Genomic DNA, 23,758 nt, shown 5'->3' on the forward strand with positions numbered 1-23,758 from the left:
CATCCCCTGGACGCTTGGGCGAATGCGCAGTTGTCTGGATTCCGGGGGCGCACCACGCGCGAACACGGGGGCGATCGGTACGGAACAGCTTCGGGTTCTCGGCGAATAGGGGCGCTATCGATGTCACCGACGCTCGTGCGGCACCAGCTTCCGCACTCCGGATCCACGCGCTGCGACGACCCGCCCGCGCCGGCCCGGTCACGGGCGCGCACCCGCGACTGGGCCGAGATCCAGGAGCGGATGCTGGTCCCGCTGTACGAAGCCGCGTACGACCGTCTGGGGATCGGTCCCGGTACCCGTCTGCTGGGGCTGGGCTGCGGGTCCGGGCTGGCGCTGCTGCTCGCGGCGGCGCGCGGGGCGCAGGTCAGCGGGGTGGACGCGGACGAGTCCCGGCTGGAGCTGGCGCGTGAGCGGCTCACACCGGACGGCATGCCGGAGCACACCCGGGTGGTCAGCGGCGGGCTGGAGGCCGCGGCCCCCGGGGACGCCGCGTTCAATGTGGTGACGGCGTTCCACCCGGTGGGCTGTGTGAGCACCGTCGAGGGGCTGACGGCGTCGCTCACCGCGGCGGCCGAGCTGGCGGAGCGCGGCAGCGCGGTGGTGCTGGGCGGCTGGGGCCCGGTGGAGCGGTGCGCCACGGCCGGGGTACTACGGGTGGCCGAGCGGCTGTCCGATCCCCCGGGCGACCGCGTCGTCGGCTCGCGCGGGTGGCGGCCCAGCGGCCGGGACGATCTGGAGGACCTGGCGGAGCGGGCCGGGCTGCGGCCGGACGGTTCCGGGCGGGTGGCCTGCCCGTTCGGGTACGCGGATCTGGCGAGCGCGGTACGGGGGCTGCTGTCGACGGGGCTGTTCGACGCGGCGCTGGAGGCGGCCGAGCAGCGCCAGGTGGAGAAGGAGCTCGCGGAGGCCCTGCATCCGTATCAGCGGGCGGACGGGACGGTGTGGATGCCTAATGTGTTCCGGTATTTGATCGCGAGGACCAGGTAGGGGCGGCGGGCCTGGTGGCGTAGGGGGCGGTTGCCGGTCGGGGCGGCGTATGAGGTGGCCGCTGCCGGGCCGGGGCGCCGTACGGGAGGGGCGGCTGATGCGGGGGCCCCAGGGTCCTGGATTTTCCCCGCCGCCCGGAGTCCTGGATTTTCCCCGCCGCCCACCCCCCTTCGGGGGGTGGGCGGGTGTAGAGGCTCGGTTTCGGTAGGCGCGAGCCCCCAGGCCGGCCGACGAAGCGCCCTCCCTCCCACATGCACGAGCCCCTGGCCCCTCCCATGAGGGTGGGCCAGAGGCTCGTAAAGCGATGCGGCGGGGGGTCAGCCCATGAACTTCTTGAATTCCTCGGGGAGTTCGAAGTTCTGCGGGTCCTGGCCGGCCTGCGGGAGGCCCAGCGGGTTGCCGGCCTGGGCGGCCTCGCGGCGGGCGGCCGCGGCCTCTTCCTCGGCCTTGCGCTTCATCGGGTTGCCGCTCTTGCGCTTGCCCTTGGCCTGCTTGACCTGCTTCTTCTTGCGGGCGCCACCGCCGCCCATTCCGGGCATCCCCGGCATGCCAGGCATGCCGCCGCCCTGGGCCATCTTCGACATCATCTTGCGGGCTTCGAAGAACCGCTCGACGAGGCCCTTGACCGCGCTGACGTCGACACCGGAACCCTTGGCGATACGGGCCCGGCGCGAGCCGTTGATGATCGTCGGCTCCTGGCGCTCGGCCGGGGTCATGGACTTGATGATGGCGGCGGTGCGGTCGACCTCGCGCTCGTCCAGGTTGTTGATCTGGTCCTTCATCTGCCCCATACCGGGCAGCATGCCGAGCAGCTTGGAGATGGAGCCCATCTTGCGGACCTGCTCCATCTGGGCCAGGAAGTCGTCAAGGGTGAACTCCTTGGGCCCCTTCGCCAGCTTGGCGGCCATCTTCTCGGCCTCGGCCTGGCTGAAGGTCTGCTCGGCCTTCTCGATCAGGCTGAGCATGTCGCCCATGCCGAGGATGCGGGACGCCATGCGGTCCGGGTGGAACGCGTCGAAGTCGTCCAGCTTCTCGCCGTTGGAGGCGAACATGATCTGCTTGCCGGTGACATGCGCGATGGACAGCGCGGCACCACCACGGGCGTCACCGTCGAGCTTGGAGAGCACCACACCGTCGAAGCCGACGCCGTCGCGGAACGCCTCGGCGGTGTTGACCGCGTCCTGACCGATCATCGCGTCGACGACGAAGAGGACCTCGTCGGGGCTGACCGCGTCGCGGATGTCCGCGGCCTGCTGCATCAGCTCCTGGTCGATGCCCAGACGGCCGGCGGTGTCGACGATGACGATGTCGTGCTGCTTGCCGCGGGCGTACTCGATCGAGTCCTTCGCGACCTGGACCGGGTCGCCGACGCCGTTGCCCGGCTCCGGCGCGAAGATCGCCACGCCGGCGCGCTCGGCGACGACGGAGAGCTGGTTGACGGCGTTGGGGCGCTGAAGGTCACAGGCGACCAGCATCGGGGCATGCCCCTGGCCCTTGAGCCAGCGGCCGAGCTTTCCGGCGAGGGTGGTCTTACCGGCACCCTGCAGACCGGCCAGCATGATCACCGTCGGTGCGGTCTTGGCGAGCCGCAGCCGGCGGGTCTCGCCGCCGAGGATGCCGATGAGCTCCTCGTTGACGATCTTGATGACCTGCTGGGCGGGGTTCAGCGCCTGGGAGACCTCGGAGCCGGTGGCCCGCTCCTTGACCTGCTTGATGAAGGCGCGGACGACGGGCAGGGCCACATCCGCTTCGAGCAGCGCGATCCGGATCTCGCGCGCCGTGGCGTCGATGTCCGCCTCGCTCAGGCGGCCCTTGCCCCGGAGGTTTTTGAAAGTACTCGCCAAGCGGTCGGAAAGCGTATCGAACACGGCGGTCGTCGATCCTCGGGGTCGGGGGCGGGGTTCAGTCGGCTTCTAGGGTATCGGCCTCCGCAAGCAAACCGTTCCTGCCCTGTATTCCCGCCGCTACCCAAGGGCGCGTTCCACGGCGGCCGCCACCTCGTGGGCCGCGGCGTCCGTCAGGGGCGCCCCGTCCTGCCCGGTGACGTAGAACGCATCGACCGCATTGGCGCCCAGGGTGCTGATGTGGGCACTGCGGACGGCGACTCCGGCCGCCTCCAGGGCGCGGCCGATGCGGTGCAGCAGACCGTGTGCGTCCTGGGCGCGGACCTCGATGACGGTCGCGGTGTCGGAGCTGCCGGTGGCGACGGTGACCCGGGGCGGCGGGGCGAGCACGGCCCGGGAGCGGCGGGCGTAGGCGCGTTCGCGCTCGGCGAGCCGGGCGGGGATGTCCAGGGTGCCGTCCAGGGCGCGGAGCAGGTCGGCGCGCAGCCGGTCGCCCTGCGGCAGCGAGCCGTATTCGGCGGCCACCCGCCAGCTCAGCACCAGGACCGGGCCCTCGTCGAGGGGGTCGAGGAGGAGCAGGTCGGCGGCGCGGACGGTGAGCCGGTGCAGGGCCAGTACACCGGCCGCGGCGGGCAGCACGCCCCTTGGAGGGGCGCCCGCGGGGCTGTCTGAGGGGCGGCGGCCGGGCGCCCGGTGGGCGGGGACGGCGATGAGGAGTTCCACCCCGACGGGTTCCTGGGCGGGTTCCGGGGTCTGTGGCCCGGTGTCGGCCTCGGTGGGGGCCTCGGCGCGGGCGTGCAGGGCCAGGACCGGGCCGCCGGTGCGCCGGGCCTCGATCGCCAGCCGCTCCTGTTCCGCGGTCGGCTCACCGGCGCCGCGCGCCTCGGTGTCGGGCTCCCCCGCGAGCCGCGCGGCGACCCGTTTGACCAGGTCGGCGACGAGTCCGCCGCGCCAGGCGCTCCAGGCGGCCGGCCCAGTGGCCAGCGCGTCGGCCTCGGTCAGGGCGTGCAGCAGCTCCAGGGTGCGGGTGCTGCCGACCGCCTCCGCGACGGCGCCGACGGTCGCCGGGTCGTCCAGGTCGCGCCGGGTGGCGGTCTCGACGAGCAGCAGATGGTGCCGTACGAGGGTGGCGATCACCGTGGTGTCCCGGGCGCCGAAGCCGAGGCGGGCCGCCACATCGCGGGCGATGGTCTCGCCGGCCACCGAGTGGTCGCCGGGCCAGCCCTTGCCGATGTCGTGCAGCAGGGCGGCGATCAGCAGCAGGTCGGGGCGGTGCACCCGGCGGGTCAGGGCGGCGGCCCGTACGGCGGTCTCGACCAGGTGGCGGTCGACGGTCCAGGTATGGACGGGGTTGCGCTGGGGGCGGCAGCGGACGCGCTCCCAGTCGGGCAGCAGCTTCGTGATGATGCCTTCGGCTTCCAGGGCCTCCCATACGGGCACGGTGTGCGGGCCCGCGCCCAGGAGCGTCACCAGCTGCTCGCGGGCCTCGGCGGGCCAGGGCACGGGCAGCGGACGGCCGGCCGTGGCGCAGCGGCGGATCGAGTGGGTGGCCAGCGGCAGCCCGGCCTGGGCTGCGGCGGCCGCGGCGCGCAGCACCAGTACCGGGTCCCGCTCGGGGCGCGCGGTGCGGGCCAGCACCGCCTCGCCGTCGAGTTCGACGACGCCCTCGGCGAGCGGGGAGCGCTCCCCCTTGCCCGCCGTGCGGCCGTGCAGCAGCCCGCGCAGGGTGGGCTTGACGGAGCGGGCGCGCAGCACCCGGCCGACCTCGCGCCAGGTGACATCGGCCGCGTAGGAGACGGTGCGGGCGGATTCGTAGGTCTGTCGTAGGAGGGCGTCCGCGTCGAGCATGCCGAGGGCGGTGGCGACCTGGTCCTGTTCCTGGAGGGAGAGCCGGTCGGTGGCGCGGCCGGTGGTCAGGTGGAGCGCGTCGCGGGCGTCGAGCAGACGGGCGCGGGCGGCTTCCAGGCCGCCGCGCGGGGCGTCGGCGAGCCAGGAGGCGGCGACGGCCCGGAGCGCGGTGGCGTCCCGCAGTCCGCCCCTGGCCTCCTTGAGGTCGGGTTCGAGGAGGTATTGGAGTTCGCCCTGCCGTGCGGCGCGTTCCTGGCACAGGTCGTGGAGTTCGGGGAGCCGTTTGGGGGCGCTCTCGCGCCAGTCGGCGTAGGCGGCGGTGCGCACGGCGGCGGTCAGGTCGGGGTCGCCGGCCAGGTGGCGGGCGTCGAGCAGGCCCAGCTGCACTTTCAGGTCCTCGCGGGCCGCTTTACGGGCCTGGGCGGGGGTGCGTACGGAGTGGTCAAGGGCGAGGCCGAGGTCCCAGACGGGGTACCAGAGGTGGTCGGCGAGGGTGGCGAGGGCGCCGGCGTCGGCGCGGCCGTCGTGCAGCAGGAGCAGGTCGAGGTCGCTGCGCGGGGAGAGCTCGCCGCGGCCGTAGCCGCCGACGGCGACCAGGGCGGTGCCGGTCAGGCCGGCGGCGGTGGCGTGCCGGGCCAGCAGGCCGGCCAGCCAGTCGTCGGTGAGCCGGGCGAGGGCGGCGCGGCGGTCGGGTCCGGTGGGGGTCTCGTCGTGGAGGAGCCGCAGCCGGGCCGCGGGGTAGCCCCCGTCCGGGTCGGGTGCGGGCTCGTTCCCCGGGCTGGGGGCCCCGGCCGGTCCTGTCGGGTCCTCGACGCTTTCCGTCACCTCGCGCGCTCCTTGGTCGTTGTCGTCCCCCGTCGTCTCCCCGTCGCCCCGTGCGGCCGTCTCCGTGCCGTCCCGGCCCGCACGCTCAGTCTGTGCGGCGGCGGGGCGGGCGGCCATTCGCCGCTCGGGCGGGCCGGGCCCCGTCCTCCGTCTCCGGTGGCGGACAGCCGCCCCGGGGCCGGAACCGGGGCCCGGCGTGGCGCCTCACAGTGCGTCCGGCCCCCGCTCCCCGGTCCGCACCCGTACGGCGTCGTCGACGGGGATGCTCCATACCTTGCCGTCGCCGATCTTTCCGGTGCGGGCGGCCTTGACGATGACGTCGGTCAGTTCCTCGGCGTCGGCGTCCTCGACCAGCACCTCGATACGGATCTTCGGGACCAGGTCGACGGTGTACTCGGCGCCGCGGTACACCTCCGTGTGCCCGTGCTGCCTGCCGTATCCGCTGGCCTCGGTGATCGTCAGGCCGTGCACACCGAATGCCTGCAGGGCGTCCTTCACCTCGTCCAGCCGGTGCGGCTTGATCACTGCCGTGATGAGCTTCACGCTTCCACCTTCTTTGTCAGGGCCTCGCCGAGTGCGGGGCCCCTGCGGCCGAGATGGCCGCCGCCCGCGCCGGTGAAGTCGTACGCGGTCTCCGCGTGCGCGGCCTGGTCGATACCGGCGACCTCCTCGTCCTCACCGATCCGGAAGCCCATCACCAGGTCGATCGCCTTGGCAAGGACATACGAGACGACCAGGGAGTACAGCAGTACACAGACCACACCGACGGCCTGCCGCCCGAGCTGGTCGAAGCCGCCGCCGTAGAACAGCCCCTTGGCCTTGCTCTGCACCCCGCCGGTGGCGAACAGGCCGACCAGCAGCGAGCCGGCGACACCGCCGACGAGGTGGACGCCGATGACATCGAGGGAGTCGTCGTAGCCGAACTTGTACTTCAGGTTGACCGCCATCGCGCACAGCACACCGGCGATCGCACCGACCGCGATGGCGCCCAGCGGGCTGACGGCGCCGCAGGCCGGGGTGATCGCGACGAGTCCGGCGACCGCGCCGGAGGCGGCGCCGAGCGTGGTGAACGAGCCGTGCCGGAGCTTTTCGTACACCAGCCAGCCGAGCATCGCGGCGGCGGTAGCAACTTGGGTGTTGATGAAGGCGACGGCGCCGATGCCGTCGTCGTTGCCGAGCCAGGAGCCGGCGTTGAAGCCGAACCAGCCGAACCACAGCAGTCCGGCGCCGAGCATCACCAGGGGCAGGCTGTGCGGCCGCATCGGGTCCTTCTTGAAGCCGATGCGCTTGCCGACGACGAGGATCGCGGCGAGCGCCGCGGCACCGGCGTTGATGTGCACGGCCGTACCGCCCGCGAAGTCGATGACCTTCAGCTCGAAGAGCCAGCCGCCCTCGCCCCACACCCAGTGGGCGACGGGGAAGTAGACGACGGTGACCCACAGCGCGATGAACAGCGCCCAGGCGGTGAATTTCACCCGGTCGGCGAGCGCACCGCTGATCAGCGCGGGCGTGATGATCGCGAACATCAGCTGGAAGACCGCGAAGACATAGACCGGGATGGTGCTGGTGCCCCACAGCTCCGTCAGGCCGATTCCGCTGAGCCCGGCGAAGTGTCCGTCCCAGCCGATGAAGCCGCCCTTGTCGGTGCCGAAGGCGAGCCCGAAGCCGTACAGGATCCACAGGATCGTCACGATGCCGAGGCTGATGAAGCTCATCATCAGCATGTTGAGCACGCTCTTGACCCGGACCATGCCGCCGTAGAAGAAGGCGAGACCGGGTGTCATGACCATCACCAGTGCGGAGCAGATCAGCATGAACCCGGTGTTGGCAGGGCTGAGTGTCGCTTTGTCTGCTGCGAGCGTCAGGATGCCTGGGGGCATCGGCGTCTCCTCGTCGTCGATGCGGCCCGTGCGGGCGTGCTTCTGGTGGGCCGACTTCGCGTTGAGGTTGTCGCAGCGTGGTTTCGGCCAAACCTTGCGGGTGTTTCACCACCGTGACGAAGGAGGCCCCCGTGTTACGCCCCCATGAACTACCGGGTCAGCACCGCACCACCCGTTCAACCCACAGCAACCCATAAACAACAACCCGGCCGCGGCGCCGCCCGCGTGACCTGGCATGGGGGAGCCGAGTCGGGCTGTACGGGGCGGTGGCCGCGGCCGGTGCTCTGGGGGATGCCGTCAGCCGGCCTCCGCGGTTTCGGGCAGCTGCTGGGTGAGCTCGTCGCTGAGCCGGATCACCTCGGCGACGCCGCCGAATTCCCGCGCCGCGGTGTCGACGGTCTTGCGCAGCCGGGTGTTGACCCGCTCCGAGCGGACCTGCCGGGCGAACGGGATCGCCTGCTGCGCCATCTCCGCGCAGGCCTCGGGCTCCTTCTGCAGCAGATGCACGGTGGCCATCCCGATCAGGTTGAGGGCGTACGACCGCTGGTGCTCGGGGTCCTTGCCGAAGAGCTCCACGGCGCGCTGCATGACCGGCTCGGCGAGCGAGGCGTAGGTGGGGCTGCGGCCCGCGACGTAGGCGAGATCGCGGTAGGAGTGGGCGTTCTCGGCGTTCAGCTCGGCCTCGGAGAAGAAGCGGATCCAGTCCGGTTCGGGCTCGCCGGGCAGCACGTCGGAGAAGGTGTCCTCGGCCATCCGGACGGCCCGTTTGACCTTGCTGGGCTGTCCCATACCGGCGTAGGCGCGGGCCTCCATCGCATACAACATGGCCTGGGTGCGGGGGGTGGCGGTTTCCCGGCTGCCGTACTGGGCGAGGTGGATCAGCTCCAGTGCGTCGTCGGGCCGGCCGAGGTGGATCATCTGCCGGCTCATGCTGGAGAGGATGTACGAGCCCAGCGGCCGGTCGCCGGCCTCCTTGGAGGCGTGCAGCGCGAGCACGAAGTACTTCTGCGCGGTGGGCTGCAGGCCGATGTCGTAGCTCATCCAGCCCGCCAGTTCGGCGAGTTCGGCGGCGACCTTGAACAGCCGCTTGGACACCGCCCCCGGCTGCGGCTCCTGGAGGAGGTCGGTGACCTCGTGCAGCTGGCCGACCACCGCCTTGCGCCGCAGCCCGCCGCCGCACTGCGCGTCCCACTGGCGGAACATCGCGGTCGTCGACTCCAGCAGCTCCAGCTCCGGCCCGGACAGCCGCGCGGGCCGGCGGCCACGGTCCGTTTCCTCCGTGCCGGCCTGGCTCGCGGGCACCGGGACCAGCCAGCGCTGCATCGGCTCGATGAGGCTGGGACCGGCGGCGAGCGCGAGGGAGGTGCCGAGGAAGCCGCGGCGCGCCAGCATCAGGTCACTGCGCGAGAACTCGCTGATGAGCCCGACCGTCTGCGCCCCGGCCCAGGGCAGGTCGACGCCGGAGACGGACGGGGACTGGTGCGCGGAGCGCAGGCCCAGTTCCTCGATGCCGACCACGCAGCCGAAGCGTTCGGAGAACAGCTCGGACAGGATCCGCGGGATGGGCTCGCGCGGCTGCTCACCGTCGAGCCAGCGGCGCACCCGCGAGGTGTCGGTGCTGATGTGATGGGCGCCCATCAGGCGTGCCCGGCGGTTGACCTGCCGGGCCAGTTCGCCCTTGGACCAGCCGCTGCGCATGAACCACGAACCCAACTGTGCGTTGGGTTGTTTCACGGCGTCGGTGCCGCCCGTGCCGCCGTTGCCGCCCACTGGAAGCCCCCATCCCGATAGCTGCGTTGGTGCCTGGTGCTGGTGTCTGGTGCTGGTGTCTGCCGCGAACCACCCACAGGCCACCGTCCGTTACGACGCCTGTCCGGGGTACATCTACCCGATCACGGTTTCCGGCCACACCTTTTGGCCTGTGCTCGACCTGTGCGTTGCCACCGGCATACCCGTGCGATCGGTGCCTCTCCGGGGTCCGCGCACCGAAAGTAATCCTACGATCACGCCCGCCGCGAGGGCGATCGCGGAAACGCCACCATTCGCCACCCCTTCGAATGAACTCCCCGCTCAGCTCTCGCGATTGACTTGACACAGGCCGAAGAACGCCGGGCGGAACGAAGCACACGAGGGCTCACGCGGCACACCACACCACCCGGCACACCACCGCACCACGGGCGTAGCCGGAGCCCCGTCGGCGCCGGACCGTCAACCCGCCGACTCGTAACCACTGGCACGCACCACCCGTTGGAGGGGGCATGGGCTTCACGATCGGCGGCATCCGAGAGATGCGTGCCAGCTCCCGGCGCCGCGCCCGCTCGGCCGAGATCGCGGCGGTGGCGGAGTACACCGGGCTGTGGGGCTGGGACGTCGTCCCCGGCGCCCGCGCGGTCCGTGCGGGCAGCGGCCGTACGGACTGCTCGTGCGGGGATGCCGACTGCCCCTCCCCCGGCGCCCATCCGCTGGCCTTCGGTCAGGAGCTGACGGCCGGTGCCGGCTGGGAGAAGGCCGCCGCGGCATGGGCGGAGACACCGGGCGCCGCCATCCTCCTGCCGGTGGGCCGGTCGTTCGACCTCCTCGATGTGCCGGAGGCCGCCGGCCGCAACGCGCTGGCGCGGCTGGAGCGGATGGGCCTGCCGCTGGGCCCGGTCGCGCTGGCCCCGACCGGCCGGGCGCTGTTCTTCGTCGCCCCCGGAGCGGCCGGCCGGCTCCCCGATCTGCTCTACCGGATGGGCTGGGACGACGCCTCGCTCGATCTGCGCTCCCTGGGCCCCGGCGACCACCTCACCGCGCCGCCCTCCGACCTCGGCGGCCACGGCCCGGTGCGCTGGCTGCGCCCCCCGTCCCTGGACACGGCCGGCCGGCCGCCGCAGGCGCGGCTGATGCTGGGCACCCTGGCGTACGCCTGCAACCGCTCGGTGGCCTGAAGCGCTCGGGCCTGCTTCACCGCCCGGCGGACATGGCTCGGCCCCGGTACCCGTCGTGTACGGGTACCGGGGGCCGGTGACGTTCCGGGCGTGCTGCCCCGGCGGCGTCAGTCGATCAGGGCGTCGACGAAAGCCTCCGGCTCGAAGGGAGCCAGGTCGTCCGCTCCCTCGCCGAGGCCGACGAGCTTGACGGGGACGCCGAGTTCGCGCTGGACGGCGACGATGATGCCGCCCTTGGCGGTGCCGTCGAGCTTGGTGAGGACCACACCGGTGATGTCCACGACCTCGGCGAACACCCGGGCCTGGACCAGGCCGTTCTGGCCGGTGGTGGCGTCCAGGACCAGCAGCACCTCGCCGACCGGGCCGTGCTTCTCGACGACCCGCTTGACCTTGCCGAGTTCGTCCATCAGACCGGTCTTGGTGTGCAGCCGGCCCGCGGTGTCGATCAGGACGACATCGGCGGTCTCGGCGATGCCTTCCTTCACCGCGTCGAAGGCGATGGAGGCCGGGTCGCCGCCCTCGGGTCCGCGGACCGTACGGGCACCGACCCGCTCGCCCCAGGTCTGGAGCTGATCGGCGGCCGCGGCGCGGAAGGTGTCGGCGGCGCCGAGGACGACGGACTTGCCGTCGGCGACCAGGACCCGGGCGAGCTTGCCGGTGGTGGTGGTCTTTCCGGTGCCGTTGACGCCGACGACCATGACGACGCCGGGGATCTCGTCGCCGCCGTTGCCGATGCCGTTGGCGGTGTGCACGGTGCGGTCGGCGTCCGTGCCGATGAGGGTGAGCAGTTCCTCGCGCAGCAGTGCGCGCAGGCCCTCGGGGGTGCGGGTGCCGAGCACCTTGACCCGCTCCCGCAGCCGTTCGACCAGCTCCTGGGTGGGGGCGACGCCGACGTCGGCGGTCAGCAGGGTGTCCTCGATCTCCTCCCAGGTCTCCTCGTCGAGGTGTTCACGGGACAGCAGGGTCAGCAGGCCCTTGCCCAGGGTGTTCTGGGAGCGGGAGAGCCGGGCGCGCAGCCGGACCAGCCGGCCCGCGGTGGGCTCGGGGACCTCGATCTCGGGGGCGGCGGGCGCCTCCGGCTCGGCGGCCGGTGCCTCGGCCGCAGGCGCCTCGGCGGTGGGCAGCGTGACTTCTTCGATGGTGCGACGCTCTTCGTCGCGGGGGGTCTCGGCCTCCTCGCCGACCTGCGGTTCGGCGGGAGGCGCGCTGACGGAGGGCTTCGGGGCAGCCGGCGGGGACGGCGGCAGCCGCTTCTTCTTGCGGCCGCTGACGACGAGCCCGCTGATCGCGCCGAGCACGACCACGGCGATGACTACAGCAAGGATGACGATGTCCATAACCCCTCCAGTATCAGCCACGCCCCGCCCGTGGGGACCGCACGCGCCGAACCCGGACGGCGGCGGCGTCCGGAAAGCGGCGCCCCGGACTCCCGCCCCCGGGACGGTCCCCGGAGGGGTCCCGACTGGACCGTTCGACGAGGTTGGGTGACACTCGTCGTCGTTGTTGGGTCCAACGGAACGAACCGGAAGAAGTTGGATCAAAGTACGATGGTGGACGGCCGCGCAACGCGCGTAGAGTCCTGGCAACCAAATTCTGGCCAGGCACCACAGCCGCTGCCTGCACCTCCTCCCCGGGGGTGTCCCAGATCCCCGCACGGAGATACCTGCACCAATGGGCACCACGTCCGCTTCCGCTCCCGCAACCGAAGGCGCTGTCGAGACCCGCGGCATCGAGCCGGTCCCCGACAACGAACGCCAGGGCCGCGTCCGCGAGCTCTTCCCGACCTGGGTCGCCGCCAACATCAGCGTGTTGTTGCTCACCATGGGCGCCTCGCTCGTGGTCAACAACGGGCTGAATTTCTGGCAGGTCCTGCTGGTGGCCGTGATCGCCGCGGCCGTCGCCTTCGGCATGGTGGGCGTGCTGTCGGTCTCCGGCAAGTGGGGCGGCGCGCCCGGCGCGATGCTCTCCCGGGCCGCCTTCGGCGTCCGCGGCAACTACTTCCCCGGCGCGATCCTGTGGGTCGCCCGCTTCGGCTGGGAGACGATCAACGCGGTCACCGGCGCCTACGCGGTGCTGACGGTGCTGCATCTGCTGTTCGGCATCGCGAGCAACGACGTCCTCGTCGTCGTGACCCTGCTCGCCTTCGTGGCCGTGACGTTCCTGGTGAGCGGCATGGGCCGGAAGGCGCTGAACGTCTGCAACAAGTACTCGACGTATCTGTTCGGCCTGTTCAGCATCATGGTGCTGGTCTACCTGGTCGCCACGATGGACTGGGACGCCGTCTTCGCCAAGAAGGCCGGCACCACTGCCATGGTGATCGCGGGCGTCGGTACCATCGCGGCCGGCGGGATCAGCTGGGTGCCCACGGGTCCCGACTTCGCGCGGTACCTCCCGCACTCCGCGTCCGGCAAGAAGATCGTCGGCGCCACGGTCTCCGGCGCGGCCCTGGTGCTGCTGCCGATGGTGCTGATGGGCGGCGTGATGGCGGTCTCCAGCCCGAAGCTGGCCGGGCAGAACACCGACCCGATGTCGTTCCTCGGCAGCATCCTGCCGTCCTGGCTCGCGGTGCCGTACCTGGTCACCGCGCTGGTCGGAATGGTGCTGATCAACAGCCTGTCGATGTACTCCGCGGGCTTCACCGCCCAGACCATGGGCGTCAAGCTGCCGCGCGCTCTCGCGGTCAGCATCAACGCTGTCATCAGCCTGGTCGGCGGCCTGTTCATGATGCTGGTGGCCAAGGACTTCATCGGCCAGTTCATCGCCTTCCTGACGCTGCTCGCGGTCTCCTTCTCCGCCTGGATCGGCGTCTACGGCGTCGACATGGCCCGGCGGCGGAAGCTGGCCGTCCGCTATGACGCCGACAGCCTGATGAACACCGGCCGCACCAGCCGCTACTGGTACGTCGGCGGCTTCTGCTGGCAGGCCATGACAGCTTGGGGCGTGGCGCTCGTCGCGGGTCTGTGCTTCACCAAGGTCCAGTGGTTCACCGGCCCGTTGGCCACCACCTGGATCGGTGAGAACGGCCTGGGCTGGGCGGCCACGATCGCGATCGCCGCGCTGGTCTTCGCCGTACTGCCGGCGCCGAAGGAGACCGTCCCGGCGGCCGGTGCGGATGAGGCGGCCGAAGCCCGGCAGCCAGTCGAGGCGGGCTGACCCGGGCCCCGTGGACCGGATTCCGCCTCTAGTGATCTGACGCATCGTCAGCTAGCGTCCCCTTCGCCAACCACCCTGGCGAAGGGGACGTTTGCGATGCCCGCTCTGCCTGTCACGGTCCTGCGGATCAACCTCGTCGACCCCGCACCCACACCCGCCACGCTGTCCGCGCGCTACCGGGCCGCCGTCGAGATGGCGGCGTTCGCCGACGACCGCGGTTTCACCATGGTCCAGACCGAGGAGCACCACGCCACCAGCAACGGCTGGATGCCCTCCCCGCTCACCTTCGCGGGCGCCGTCTTCGGCGCCACCCGCCGGATCGGCGTCACCGTCTCCGCGCTGATCACCCCGCTGCACGATCCGCTGCGGCTGGCCGAGGACCTCGCCTCGCTCGATCTGCTCAGCGGCGGCCGGCTGGTCACCGTCGCCGGCCTCGGTTACCGGCCCGAGGAGTACGCGGCACACGGCAAGGACTGGCCGGGCCGCGGCCCGCTCCAGGACGAGGCGCTGGAGACCCTGCTGTCCGCCTGGACCGGTGAACCGTTCACATATCGGGGGCGTACGGTCCGGGTCACCCCGCGCCCGTACACCCAGCCGCATCCGCTGCTGCTGATCGGCGGCAGCTCACGGGCCGCGGCCCGGCGCGCGGCCCGTCTGGGGCTCCCCTTCTTCCCCAGCGCCCACCTCCCCGGACTGGCCGCCTACTACGACGAGCAGCGCGCCGCCCACGGCACCGACGGGTGGGTGATGCAGCCGCCCGAGCGGACCGCGCTCCTCCACCTCTCCGAGGACCCGGACCGCACCTGGGCCGAGTACGGCAGCCATCTGCTGCATGAGGCCCGGATGTACGCCTCCTGGCAGTCCTCCGGTATCCGCTCCGCGGTGCGCTCGTCCGCCCGGGACGCCGCGGCGCTGCGCGAGGAGGGCGTCTACCGCGTCCTCACCCCCGACGACTGCCTCCGGCTCGCCCGGCGGCCGGGCGGCGGGGGCTCGTTGATCCTCCATCCGCTGTGCGGCGGGATGCCCGTCGACGAGGGCTGGCGCTCGCTCCATCTGTTCGCCGAGCGGGTGCTGCCGCGTCTCCAGGACTGACGGGCGTCAGCAGCCCCGGAAACCCTGACACCGGCCCGGCCCGACCGGGCTCGCCCCGGCCCACCCCGGCCACAAAAAGGGGTACTGCCCGGGGTCCCTGATGACCCGGGGCAGTACCCAGTGCTGAGGAGACGGACTGGCGGGGGGTTAGCCCATCTCCTCCAACGCCTTGCCCTTCGTCTCCTTCACGAACTTGAGCACGAAGGGGATCGAGAGCAGGGCGAAGACCGCGTAGATGACGTACGTACCCGAGAGGTTCCAGTCGGACAGGCTCGGGAAGCTGGCCGTGATGGCCCAGTTGGCGATCCACTGCGCGGAGGCGGCGACGCCCAGCGCGGCGGCGCGGATCTTGTTCGGGAACATCTCGCCGAGGAAGACCCAGACCACGACGCCCCAGGAGAGGGCGAAGAAGAGCACGAAGACATGGGCGGCGATCAGCGCCACGGTGCCTTCGGTGGGCGGCAGGGTGCCGGCCGCGGTCTTGGCGGCGAAGGCCCATGCCTCCAGGGCGAGCGCGATGGCCATACCGGCCGAGCCGATCAGCGCCAGCGGACGGCGGCCGATCCGGTCGACGAAGACCATCGCGATCACGGTACCGATGATGTTGATGATCGACGTCGTGAAGCTGTAGAAGAACGAGGCGCTCGGGTCGATGCCGACGGACTGCCACAGCGCCGAGGAGTAGTAGAACGCGACGTTGATGCCGACCAGCTGCTGGAAGACCGAGAGACCGATACCGACCCAGACGATCGGCAGGAAGCCCATCTTGCCGCCCAGCAGGTCCTTGAACGAGGACTTGTGCTCGCGGCGCATCGCGTCCTGGATCTCGGCGACCCGGGTGTCGAGGTTCACGCTCTTGCCCTCGACCTCGGCCAGCACCTCCTTGGCGCGGGTGACCTTGCCGGCCGAGATCAGGTAGCGCGGCGACTCGGGGATCGCGAAGGAGAGCAGACCGTAGAGGACGGCCGGGACGACCATCACGCCGAGCATCCACTGCCAGGCCTCCAGGCCGGCGAGGGTGCCGCGCTGGTTGCCGTCGGCGAGGTTGAGGATGCCCCAGTTGACGAGCTGTGAGACGGCGATACCGACGACGATCGCGGCCTGCTGGAACGAGCCGAGGCGGCCGCGGTAGGCGGACGGCGAGACCTCGGCGATGTAGGCCGGGCCGATGACCGAGGCCATACCGATGGCGAAGCCGCCGATGATCCGCCAGAAGGCGAGGTCCCAGAGGGAGAACGGCAGAGCGGAGCCGACGGCGCTGATGGTGAACAGCACCGAGGCGATCTGCATCACGCGGATACGGCCGATGCGGTCCGCGATCCGGCCCGCGGTGGCGGCGCCGATGGCGCAGCCGATCAGCGCGACGGCGATCACCTGGGCCAGTACGGCGGATCCGACGTCGTAACGGCTGCGGATCGCCTCGACGGCACCATTGATGACGGAACTGTCATAGCCGAAGAGAAAGCCGCCCATCGCGGCAGCCGCGGTGATGAAGATGACATGGCCGAGATGGTCGGGATGGGCCTTGCGGCCTTCCGGAACCGTCGGCTGCGCGGTGCTGGTCAACGTGAACTCCAGTGGCCCGGCTGCGCTGCCGGGCGTAGGGGGCTGGCCCTTCTAGTGGTGCATAGGTTGGGGGTACCCACCACTTGAAGGTAAAAGCAACGTTGCAGAGACTATGCCTTCAAGTTTCGAAGTCAATAGGGCGTGATGAATTTGTTTCTCGGAGGGCCTGCGGGACATTCGTTCAAGTTTTGAACTGATGGAGTGTCGGATACTCCGGGCGATCGGCAAAGGGGCCGAGTGCCGCCGTCCCAGCGGCCGACGCCGGGCCGCGGCCGCCGCGCGCACCGCCCGCGCGAGCGCGCTCAGTGCAGCCGCTGACTGATCACCTTCGATACGCCGTCGCCTTGCATGGATACCCCGTAGAGCGCGTCCGCGACCTCCATCGTCCGCTTCTGATGCGTGATCACAATCAGCTGGGAACTCTCCTGGAGTTCCTCCATGATCCGGATCAGCCGCTGCAGATTGGTGTCGTCCAGCGCGGCCTCCACCTCGTCCATCACATAGAACGGACTGGGCCGCGCCTTGAAGATCGACACCAGCAGCGCCACCGCGGTCAGCGACCGCTCACCGCCCGACAGCAGCGACAGCCGCTTGACCTTCTTCCCGGGCGGCCGGGCCTCCACATCCACCCCCGTCGACAGCATGTCGTCCGGATCGGTGAGCACCAGCCGCCCCTCCCCGCCCGGGAAGAGCCGCGCGAAGACGCCCTCGAACTCCCGCGCGGTGTCGCGGTACGCCTCGGTGAAGACCTGCTCCACCCGCTCGTCGACCTCCTTGACCACCTGCATCAGATCGGCCCGGGTCTTCTTCAAGTCTTCAAGCTGTTCGCTCAGGAACTTGTGCCGCTCCTCCAGCGCCGCGAACTCCTCCAGCGCCAGCGGGTTCACCTTCCCGAGCTGCTGATACGCCCGCTCGGCGGCCTTGAGGCGCTTCTCCTGCTCGGCCCGCGCATAGGGCACCGGCTGGTTGCGGGGATGCTCCGGATCGTCCGGGAGCACCTCGCCCTCGGCGGGCGGCGACGGCGGTACCGGCTGCTCGGGACCGTACTCGGACATCAGCCCGGCCGGCTCCACCCCCAGCTCCTCCAGCGCCTTGGTCTCCAGCTGCTCGATCCGCAGCCGCTTCTCCGCGCCCAGCACCTCACCGCGGTGCATCGAGTCGGTCAGCTTGTCCAGCTCGGACTTCAGCTCCCGGCCCTGGTTGCGCTCGGCCACCAGCGCCTGCTCCCGCCCGGCCTTGGCCCGTTCCGCTGCGCCCCGCTCCTCCTCGGCCCGTACGGCCGACACCTCGACATGTGCCAGCAGCTGCCGGGCACCCGCGGCGACCGCCCCGGCCACCGCCGCCTCGTGCCGCAGCCGGGCGCGCCGCCGCTCGGCCCGCGCCCGCGCCTCGCGCTCGGCCCGCGCGCCCCGGTCCAGGGCGTCCGCCCGCCCGGCGAGCGCCTTCACCCGCTCCTCGTGCGTACGCGCCTGGAGCCGCGCCTCCATCTCGGTCTGCCGCGCATTGGCACCGTCGGCCGCCAGCCGGTCCCGTACGGAGGTGTCCGGCTCCTCTTCGCCGACGCCCGGGTCCTCCTCGGCCACCGCGAGCCGCTCGGCCAGCTCCTCGGCCTCCTCGGTGGCCCGCAGCAACGCCTCCTCGGCCTTGGCCGCCGCCGCGTCACAGCGCTCGGCCTCGCCCGCGGCCGCCCGCGCCTGCCCGCCGAGCCGGCCCAGGTCCCCGGCGACCTTCGACTTCTCCCGGTCCGCCGTCCGCCGCCGCTCGGCCAACTCCTCGACCAGCGCGGCTCCCGCGGTACGGCGTTCCGACGCGGCCCGCTGCGCCTCGGCCAGCTCCGCACAGCGCGCGCCCAGTTCCTCCAGCTCGGCCGCCGCCTCGTCGACGGACGCCTGCACCTCCAGCAGGCTCGGCGCACCGGCGGAACCCCCCTGGGCGAAATGCGCCCCGAGCAGATCGCCCTCACCGGTCACGGCCATCAGCTCCGGCCGCGCGGCCACCAGCTCCTCGGCCTCCTCCAGCGTCCCGACCACCACGACATCCCGCAGCAACCGGGCCACGGCGGCGGTCAGTTCCCCGGGCCCCCGGACCAGTTCCGCGGCCGGTACGGGAGCGGAGCGGGGCCCGGGGACACGGTGCACGGCCGGCTCGGGCGCACCCGGCGCCCCGGCCACCTCCGCCGCCTCCGTACGGACGCCCACCACGGCGCCCTCGGCCGCTCCGGTGACACCGCTTCCCCGATCGGCGTTTCCCGGATCGGCCTCACGCATCGCATCGGGCCCACGCATCGCGTCAACGCCACGAGTCACCTCGGGCCCACGGACCACATCAGCCGCATGCATCGCATGAGCCGCATCGCCACCATGAGCCCCGGCAGTCGTGGCAGTCCCCCCAGCCCCGCCTCCCCCACCCTCCGTCGCCTCCACCGCCCGTGCGGGCGCCGGCACCGTCCCCGTCCTGCTCCGGCCCCCGGCTCCCCCCAGCACCATCGCCGCCCGCCCCGCGTCCTGTGCGCGCAGCAGCCGGATGGCCTCGGCGGCGGTGGCCGGGCCGGTGACGGCGACGGCGTCCGCGGCCGCGCCGAGCGCCGCCGCCACCGGGATCTCGAATCCGGGGGTGACGGTCAGCAGTTCCGCGGCCGGCCCGAGCAGTCCGGTGAGCCGGTCCGCGGCGGCCAGCAGCGCTCCGGTGCCGTCCTTGCGGCGCAGTCCGAGCGCCAGTGCGTCATGCCGGGCGGCGGTGGCGGCCCGCTCGCGCTCGGCCGCGGTCAGCGCCTCGCGCGCGGCGGTCAGCGCGGTCTCGGTGTCGGCCAGCTCCCGGCGGGCCGCCTCGTGCCGCTCGGCGATCTCCTCGTCGCCCGCGTCCAGCCCGTCGACCTCGGCCCGGAGCTGCTCGTACTCCTGCTGGGCGGTGTCCGCCCGGCGCCGGGCGGCGTCCCGGGCCTCGGCGAGCCGGCCGATCTCCGCCTGCGCCGAGGCGGCCCGGCCCCGGGCGGCGGTGACCTGCCCGCTCAGCCGGGCCAGGCCCTCCCGGCGGTCGGCGATGGCGCGGGCCACGTCCCGCAGCCGCCGCTCCTCGTCCGCCAACTGCCGCTCCAGCCCGGCACGGTGTTCGACGGTGTCCTCCAGCGCCCGGCTCGCCGCCTCCAGCGCGGCCGTCAACTCCGCCTCCTGCTCGCGGATCCGGGCGGCCTCCCGCTCCATGTCCTCGGGGTCGCGACCGTGCCGCTCCTCCGGCGGGGCCGCCGTGGCGCTCTTGACCCGCGCCTCGGCCAGCGAGATCGTGCCGCGCACCCGCTCCGCGAGCTGCGACAGCTCGTACCAGGTCTGCTGCGCGCGCTGCAGCCGCGGCGTGAGCGTACGGACCTCCTCCTCCAGCGCCGCCTCCCGCTGCTGCGCGGTGCGCAGCCGGTCCTCGGCGGCCTGCTTGCGTTCCTTGAGCGCCGCCTCGTCCGCGATCTCGGCGCGCAGCGCCCGGCGCAGGGTGACGAGGTCGTCGGCGAGCAGCCGCAGCCGGGCGTCGCGCAGATCCGCCTGGATGACGGCGGCGCGCCGGGCGACCGCGGCCTGCCGCCCCAGCGGCTTGAGCTGGCGCCGCAGCTCATCGGTCAGATCCTGGACCCGGGCGAGATTGGCCTTCATCGCCTCCAGCTTCCGCAGCGCCTTCTCTTTGCGCTTGCGGTGCTTGAGGACGCCGGCCGCTTCCTCGATGAAGGCCCGGCGCCCCATCGGGTCGGCATGCAGTACGGAGTCCAGCTGGCCCTGCCCGACGATGACATGCATCTCCCGGCCGATACCGGAATCGGAGAGCAATTCCTGGATATCCAGCAGCCGGCAGGTGTCCCCGTTGATCTGGTACTCGCTGCCGCCATTGCGGAACATGATCCGGGTGAGGGTGACTTCGGCGTACTCGATCGGCAGTGCACCGTCGGAATTGTCAATGGTGAGCGAGACCTCGGCACGGCCGAGCGGCAGCCGCCCGGTCGTCCCGGCGAAGATGACGTCCTCCATCTTCCCGCCGCGCAGCGACTTCGCTCCTTGTTCGCCCATGACCCAGGACAGCGCGTCCACGACATTGGACTTGCCGGAGCCGTTGGGGCCCACGACGCAGGTGATGCCCGGCTCGAAGCGCAGTGTCGTGGCGGAGGCGAAGGACTTGAAACCTCGCAGGGTCAGACTCTTGAGATGCACGCCGTGGGACTCTACCGGCCGCTCCCCGGCGGGTGACTTCCAACATTCCGGGGCGCTCCCCGGCCCGCTACGGCCCCCGGGTATACCGCGCCGTTCATTTTCGGTTTCACTGCCGAAAGCGCAGGGCACATCATGCGGTAAGGGAGGGGCGGCCACGGCTGAAGTGACCAGGTGGTCCGCGGGAAAAGCCGCAGGAAGAAAAGCCGGAAACGACGAAGGGACGCCGAAGCGTCCCTTGCAGATCTTGAAGAGAGCGGTGCCTCAAGCGGCTGGCGAGCAGCCCTACCGGCCCTGAGGTCGGGGTCAGGTGAGCGCGGGCTCCGCCTGGGGTACGTCGATGTCGAGCATCGAGTCGTCGCGACGTGCGGCAGCGGACAGCATGTCGTTTTCGGCCTGCATCCGAATAAGTTCGGATTCAAGGTCTTGGACGCGCTGCTGAAGCCGTCGCATCTCGGAGAGGACTCGGGGGTCGGAGCCGCCGACGTAACCGAGAAGCGCCTTTGCCATGATGGATGGTCCTCCACAATGAGTGACCGACCGAAGCGGTGTGGGTCGTGAGGGATTCGCACCCGCGGTGCTTGTCATTCTCTGGTGTACTCAATGCCAAACAGCTAAGGTGCGCGGGGATTCCAGAGTCTCACCAAACGGTTTGACGGTCAACACGATCACACCCCGTATCCTCGGGCACCTGAGAGTGCGCGGCCGCGAGGGCGCTGCGCCGACTCCCCAGAAAGGTCCCGCGGGGGCGTAGAGATCATCCGTACAGCGGCAGCCTTGCACGGGTCGGCCGAGTTGGCAACCACCAGGGCTTATCTCCCGTCAGCGGCTGACAAAGAGGTCTGGGCAAGATCGCCCATGACGGCCGTATGGACGGTTCCGGCGGGCCGGATCAGCGGATCTCGAAGCCGTCATAACCGCCGCGGGGTGTGCCCCATATCTCAGTGACTCCGTCGACGCGTCCGGGCGTGTCTCCGGTGCGGAGCCAGTCCAGCAACTGATCGCAGTGCTCCTTCGGGCCCTCGGCGACCACCTGGACGCGGCCGTCACCCAGATTGACGGCAAATCCCGCGAGTTCGCCGATGCGAAGGGCGTTGGCCCGGGTGAACCAGCGGAACCCGACGCCCTGGACCCGACCCCGCACCCACGCGGTCACTCGAACAGCTTCCTTCATGTCTGCACGCTAACTGGTCATTTGCTCAGTGGTCACTTCCGCCTCGTGCGCCATGGCGTACAGTCCCCGGACAGCGAGGCTCACTCTTATGGGTGATTCATCTTGCGCTGAGGACGGAAGGAAGACCGCGGATGGGCCGCCATCGACGCTCTGCTCCCCCTGCCCCCGACGCCCCCGCTGCGGGGCGTGTTGACGCACCGACGGCAGAACGGCCGGGTGCGCCGGCCACGGCGCGGGACCGCGGACATCGCGCGGCGCGCGGCCGCGGGATGACGCCCGTCCGCACCGGACTGCTCGGCGCCTCCGCGGTGGTGGCGATGGGAGCCGTGGCGGTCGCCTCCGGACTCATCCCCGGCCACGGGCAGTTCGACGGGGGTGCGGACGGCGAGCAGGGCGACCGGGTCCGGGCCGGTGCGCTGCCGCAGGTCACCGAGCCGATGGGCGGCGTCTCGGCGTCGCCGAGCGACCGCGCCACGCAGGAAGCGAGCCGTGGCGGCGCCCGCGCCAAGACCCCCGGCAGCGGGCGGCCTTCCCGCACCGCCACCCGCCCGGTGTCCCCCGCCCCGCACCAGCCGTCCAAGACTCCCACCGGGACGACCGGTTCGAAGCGGCCCGCCGCCCCCGCCGAACGGCCCGGCTCCGCGGCGCCCGAGCGCAGCGTGGCGGCGCCGAAGGCCCCCGACGGCCAGTCGTCCGAGGAGGCCAAGGTGCTGTCCCTGGTGAATCAGGAGCGCGCCCAGGCCGGCTGCTCCCCCGCGACGGCGGACCGGGAACTGGCCGGTCTCGCCCAGGACTTCAGCGATGACATGGCCCGGCGCGGCTTCTTCGATCACACCGACCCGGACGGGGACACCCCCTGGGACCGCGCCCGTGAGGCGGGCGTCGACGGCCTCGGCGGCGAGAACATAGCCCGCGGCCAGGCCGACGCCGAGGCCGTCATGGACTCCTGGATGCACAGCCCCGGGCACCGCGCCAACATCCTCAACTGCGAGTACAAGACCCTCGGTGTCGGCGCCCACGTCGGGGCGGGCGGCCCGTGGTGGACGCAGGACTTCGGCTTCTGAGACAGCCCGCCCGGCGGCGCGCCGGTCAGGCGGCGAGGGCGGCGCGGCCCGCGAGGACGATGCGGGCCTGCTCGGTGATCCGGCGTCCGAGGTGCTCGGCGGTGGCGATATCGGCCTTGTGGACGCCCTCGGCGCCCTGGTCGTTGGGGGACTGGGCGGCGGCACCCAGGAAGAAGCCCAGGCGGTTGAGGTCGTTCTCGGACGCGGTGGAGGAGTTCCAGCCGGGGAGCAGGTTGAGGCTGACCCAGTTCATGCCGTGCTGGGCGGCGAGCACCGTGAAGAACTGCAGGGTGTGCAGCTTGTCGCCGCTCTTGGAGGCGGAGTTGGTGAATCCGGCGGCGAGCTTGTCCTGCCAGGCGCGGGTGGCCCAGCGCTTGGCGGTCGCCTCGGCGAAGGTGTGGAAGGCGCCGGAGGCCGTACCCATGTAGGTCGGCGAGCCGAAGACGATCGCGTCGGAGGCGTCGAGCTGCTCCCACTGGGCTTCGGTGATCTCGTCGACCTTGATCAGGTGAACGGTGGCGCCGGCCTCGGTGGCGGCGGCCCGGACGGCCTCGGCCAGTACGGCGGTGTGGCCGAAGCCGGAGTGGTAGGCGAGCGAGACGACGGGGGCGGGCAGGGCAGGCGTGGTCACGGTGGATTCTCCTCGGGGTTCACGGCATCCCGGGACGGTCGGTACCCGGGAGCGTCAGGGCTGCGATGAGGAAAAGAGAAGCACTAACTTTTAGAAAGCGCAACCTGGTAGTTAGCGCTGCGCGAGGGTATGGTGTGCCCATGGCGACCGAAACCACCGGCGAGACGGCCGAGGAGCCCACCCCCGGCTGTCCGGACGACCTGGCCTACGACGTATTCGCGCGCGACTGCCCGTCCCGCGACGCACTCCGGCACATCACCGACCGATGGGGCAGCCTGACGCTCGGCGCCCTGCTCGACGGCACCTTCCGCTTCAACGAACTGCGCCGCAGGGTGGCCGGGGTGAGCGAGAAGATGCTGGCCCAGACCCTGCACGCACTGGAGCGGGACGGACTCGTACACCGCACCGCACAGCAGACCAACCCGCCCCGGGTGGATTACGCGCTGACGCCGCTGGGCGACCAGATCGCCCGTCAACTACGGACGCTGATCGCCCTGGTGGAGGACCGGATGCCGCAGGTCATGCAGGCCCGCGAGGAGTACGACGCCGAGCGCACCGCCGGCTGAGCCGACGCACGGTTCCC

Annotated in this window: 17 protein-coding genes; 6 read left to right on the plus strand and 11 right to left on the minus strand. The window is 71.7% G+C overall.

Features of this window, described 5'->3' with window-relative positions:
• Positions 1 to 120: 120 nt before the first annotated feature.
• Complete coding sequence (locus tag STRTU_RS09720; RefSeq protein ID WP_159743179.1) at positions 121 to 987, plus strand: methyltransferase domain-containing protein; 867 nt, start codon at positions 121 to 123, stop codon at positions 985 to 987.
• Between the two features lie 317 nt (positions 988 to 1,304).
• Here the strand turns inward: STRTU_RS09720 and ffh are convergent, their stop codons facing one another.
• The 5 genes from ffh to nsdA all read right to left on the minus strand — a co-directional run bounded on the left by ffh (position 1,305) and on the right by nsdA (position 9,154).
• Positions 1,305 to 2,855: a signal recognition particle protein gene (ffh, locus tag STRTU_RS09725; RefSeq protein WP_159743180.1), complete on the minus strand. Its 1,551-nt coding sequence runs from the start codon at positions 2,853 to 2,855 to the stop codon at positions 1,305 to 1,307.
• 96 nt (positions 2,856 to 2,951) lie between these two features.
• Positions 2,952 to 5,504, minus strand: coding sequence for a [protein-PII] uridylyltransferase (locus tag STRTU_RS09730; RefSeq protein WP_159743181.1), 2,553 nt, complete (start codon positions 5,502 to 5,504; stop codon positions 2,952 to 2,954).
• A 204-nt stretch (positions 5,505 to 5,708) separates the two neighbouring features.
• Positions 5,709 to 6,047, minus strand: coding sequence for a P-II family nitrogen regulator (locus tag STRTU_RS09735; RefSeq protein WP_159743182.1), 339 nt, complete (start codon positions 6,045 to 6,047; stop codon positions 5,709 to 5,711).
• Entirely contained in the window at positions 6,044 to 7,384 is a 1,341-nt protein-coding gene (locus tag STRTU_RS09740; protein WP_159743183.1) for an ammonium transporter, read from the minus strand. Before STRTU_RS09740 ends, STRTU_RS09735 begins: the two co-directional genes overlap by 4 nt.
• A 297-nt stretch (positions 7,385 to 7,681) precedes the next feature.
• Entirely contained in the window at positions 7,682 to 9,154 is a 1,473-nt protein-coding gene (gene nsdA / locus STRTU_RS09745; protein ID WP_159743184.1) for a transcriptional repressor NsdA, read from the minus strand.
• 488 nt (positions 9,155 to 9,642) lie between these two features.
• On the opposite strand from nsdA, the gene STRTU_RS09750 reads away from it, so the two are divergent.
• Entirely contained in the window at positions 9,643 to 10,311 is a 669-nt protein-coding gene (locus tag STRTU_RS09750) for a bifunctional DNA primase/polymerase (protein WP_159743185.1), read from the plus strand.
• Positions 10,312 to 10,418: 107 nt separating this feature from the next.
• On the opposite strand, the gene ftsY is transcribed toward STRTU_RS09750, so the two are convergent.
• Positions 10,419 to 11,648, minus strand: a complete 1,230-nt coding sequence (gene ftsY, locus STRTU_RS09755) for a signal recognition particle-docking protein FtsY (RefSeq protein ID WP_159743186.1) — start codon at positions 11,646 to 11,648, stop codon at positions 10,419 to 10,421.
• A 334-nt stretch (positions 11,649 to 11,982) separates the two neighbouring features.
• Between ftsY and STRTU_RS09760 the strand changes: the two genes are divergently transcribed.
• Positions 11,983 to 13,464 (plus strand): purine-cytosine permease family protein, encoded by a 1,482-nt coding sequence (locus tag STRTU_RS09760; RefSeq protein ID WP_159743187.1) that lies wholly within the window; start codon positions 11,983 to 11,985, stop codon positions 13,462 to 13,464.
• A 96-nt stretch (positions 13,465 to 13,560) separates the two neighbouring features.
• A complete protein-coding gene (locus STRTU_RS09765; protein ID WP_159743188.1) occupies positions 13,561 to 14,556 on the plus strand; it encodes an LLM class flavin-dependent oxidoreductase in 996 nt (331 codons plus the stop codon).
• Positions 14,557 to 14,703: 147 nt separating this feature from the next.
• On the opposite strand, the gene STRTU_RS09770 is transcribed toward STRTU_RS09765, so the two are convergent.
• The 4 genes from STRTU_RS09770 to STRTU_RS09785 form a co-directional block, all read right to left on the minus strand.
• Positions 14,704 to 16,122, minus strand: coding sequence for a sugar porter family MFS transporter (locus STRTU_RS09770; protein WP_159743189.1), 1,419 nt, complete (start codon positions 16,120 to 16,122; stop codon positions 14,704 to 14,706).
• Positions 16,123 to 16,424: 302 nt separating this feature from the next.
• A complete protein-coding gene (locus STRTU_RS09775; RefSeq protein ID WP_269777347.1) occupies positions 16,425 to 20,309 on the minus strand; it encodes an AAA family ATPase in 3,885 nt (1,294 codons plus the stop codon).
• A 303-nt stretch (positions 20,310 to 20,612) separates the two neighbouring features.
• The gene (locus STRTU_RS09780; RefSeq protein ID WP_006602857.1) at positions 20,613 to 20,816 is read right to left on the minus strand and encodes a hypothetical protein; all 204 of its coding nucleotides are present in this window, start codon (positions 20,814 to 20,816) and stop codon (positions 20,613 to 20,615) included.
• A gap of 382 nt (positions 20,817 to 21,198) precedes the next feature.
• Complete coding sequence (locus STRTU_RS09785; protein ID WP_159743190.1) at positions 21,199 to 21,480, minus strand: acylphosphatase; 282 nt, start codon at positions 21,478 to 21,480, stop codon at positions 21,199 to 21,201.
• Positions 21,481 to 21,611: 131 nt separating this feature from the next.
• On the opposite strand from STRTU_RS09785, the gene STRTU_RS09790 reads away from it, so the two are divergent.
• Positions 21,612 to 22,544: a CAP domain-containing protein gene (locus STRTU_RS09790; RefSeq protein ID WP_159743191.1), complete on the plus strand. Its 933-nt coding sequence runs from the start codon at positions 21,612 to 21,614 to the stop codon at positions 22,542 to 22,544.
• Positions 22,545 to 22,569: 25 nt separating this feature from the next.
• Here the strand turns inward: STRTU_RS09790 and STRTU_RS09795 are convergent, their stop codons facing one another.
• Positions 22,570 to 23,160, minus strand: coding sequence for a flavodoxin family protein (locus tag STRTU_RS09795; protein ID WP_174878949.1), 591 nt, complete (start codon positions 23,158 to 23,160; stop codon positions 22,570 to 22,572).
• 155 nt (positions 23,161 to 23,315) lie between these two features.
• Between STRTU_RS09795 and STRTU_RS09800 the strand changes: the two genes are divergently transcribed.
• Positions 23,316 to 23,741, plus strand: a complete 426-nt coding sequence (locus STRTU_RS09800; RefSeq protein ID WP_159743193.1) for a winged helix-turn-helix transcriptional regulator — start codon at positions 23,316 to 23,318, stop codon at positions 23,739 to 23,741.
• The last annotated feature ends 17 nt before the right edge of the window (positions 23,742 to 23,758 follow it).

Origin of the sequence: Streptomyces tubercidicus (genome assembly GCF_027497495.1) — a bacterium.
GTDB classification, from domain to species: domain Bacteria; phylum Actinomycetota; class Actinomycetes; order Streptomycetales; family Streptomycetaceae; genus Streptomyces; species Streptomyces tubercidicus.

What these genes read in the sequence shown, in the direction of transcription:
- STRTU_RS09765 (WP_159743188.1), top strand. Translation starts at nt 13,561, where the DNA reads ATGCCCGCTCTGCCTGTCACGGTCCTGCGGATCAACCTCGTCGACCCC.
- STRTU_RS09760 (WP_159743187.1), top strand. Translation starts at nt 11,983, where the DNA reads ATGGGCACCACGTCCGCTTCCGCTCCCGCAACCGAAGGCGCTGTCGAG.
- STRTU_RS09750 (WP_159743185.1), top strand. Translation starts at nt 9,643, where the DNA reads ATGGGCTTCACGATCGGCGGCATCCGAGAGATGCGTGCCAGCTCCCGG.
- STRTU_RS09800 (WP_159743193.1), top strand. Translation starts at nt 23,316, where the DNA reads ATGGCGACCGAAACCACCGGCGAGACGGCCGAGGAGCCCACCCCCGGC.
- STRTU_RS09720 (WP_159743179.1), top strand. Translation starts at nt 121, where the DNA reads ATGTCACCGACGCTCGTGCGGCACCAGCTTCCGCACTCCGGATCCACG.
- STRTU_RS09790 (WP_159743191.1), top strand. Translation starts at nt 21,612, where the DNA reads ATGGGCCGCCATCGACGCTCTGCTCCCCCTGCCCCCGACGCCCCCGCT.
- ftsY (WP_159743186.1), bottom strand. Translation starts at nt 11,648, where the DNA reads ATGGACATCGTCATCCTTGCTGTAGTCATCGCCGTGGTCGTGCTCGGC.
- STRTU_RS09740 (WP_159743183.1), bottom strand. Translation starts at nt 7,384, where the DNA reads ATGCCCCCAGGCATCCTGACGCTCGCAGCAGACAAAGCGACACTCAGC.
- STRTU_RS09785 (WP_159743190.1), bottom strand. Translation starts at nt 21,480, where the DNA reads ATGAAGGAAGCTGTTCGAGTGACCGCGTGGGTGCGGGGTCGGGTCCAG.
- STRTU_RS09780 (WP_006602857.1), bottom strand. Translation starts at nt 20,816, where the DNA reads ATGGCAAAGGCGCTTCTCGGTTACGTCGGCGGCTCCGACCCCCGAGTC.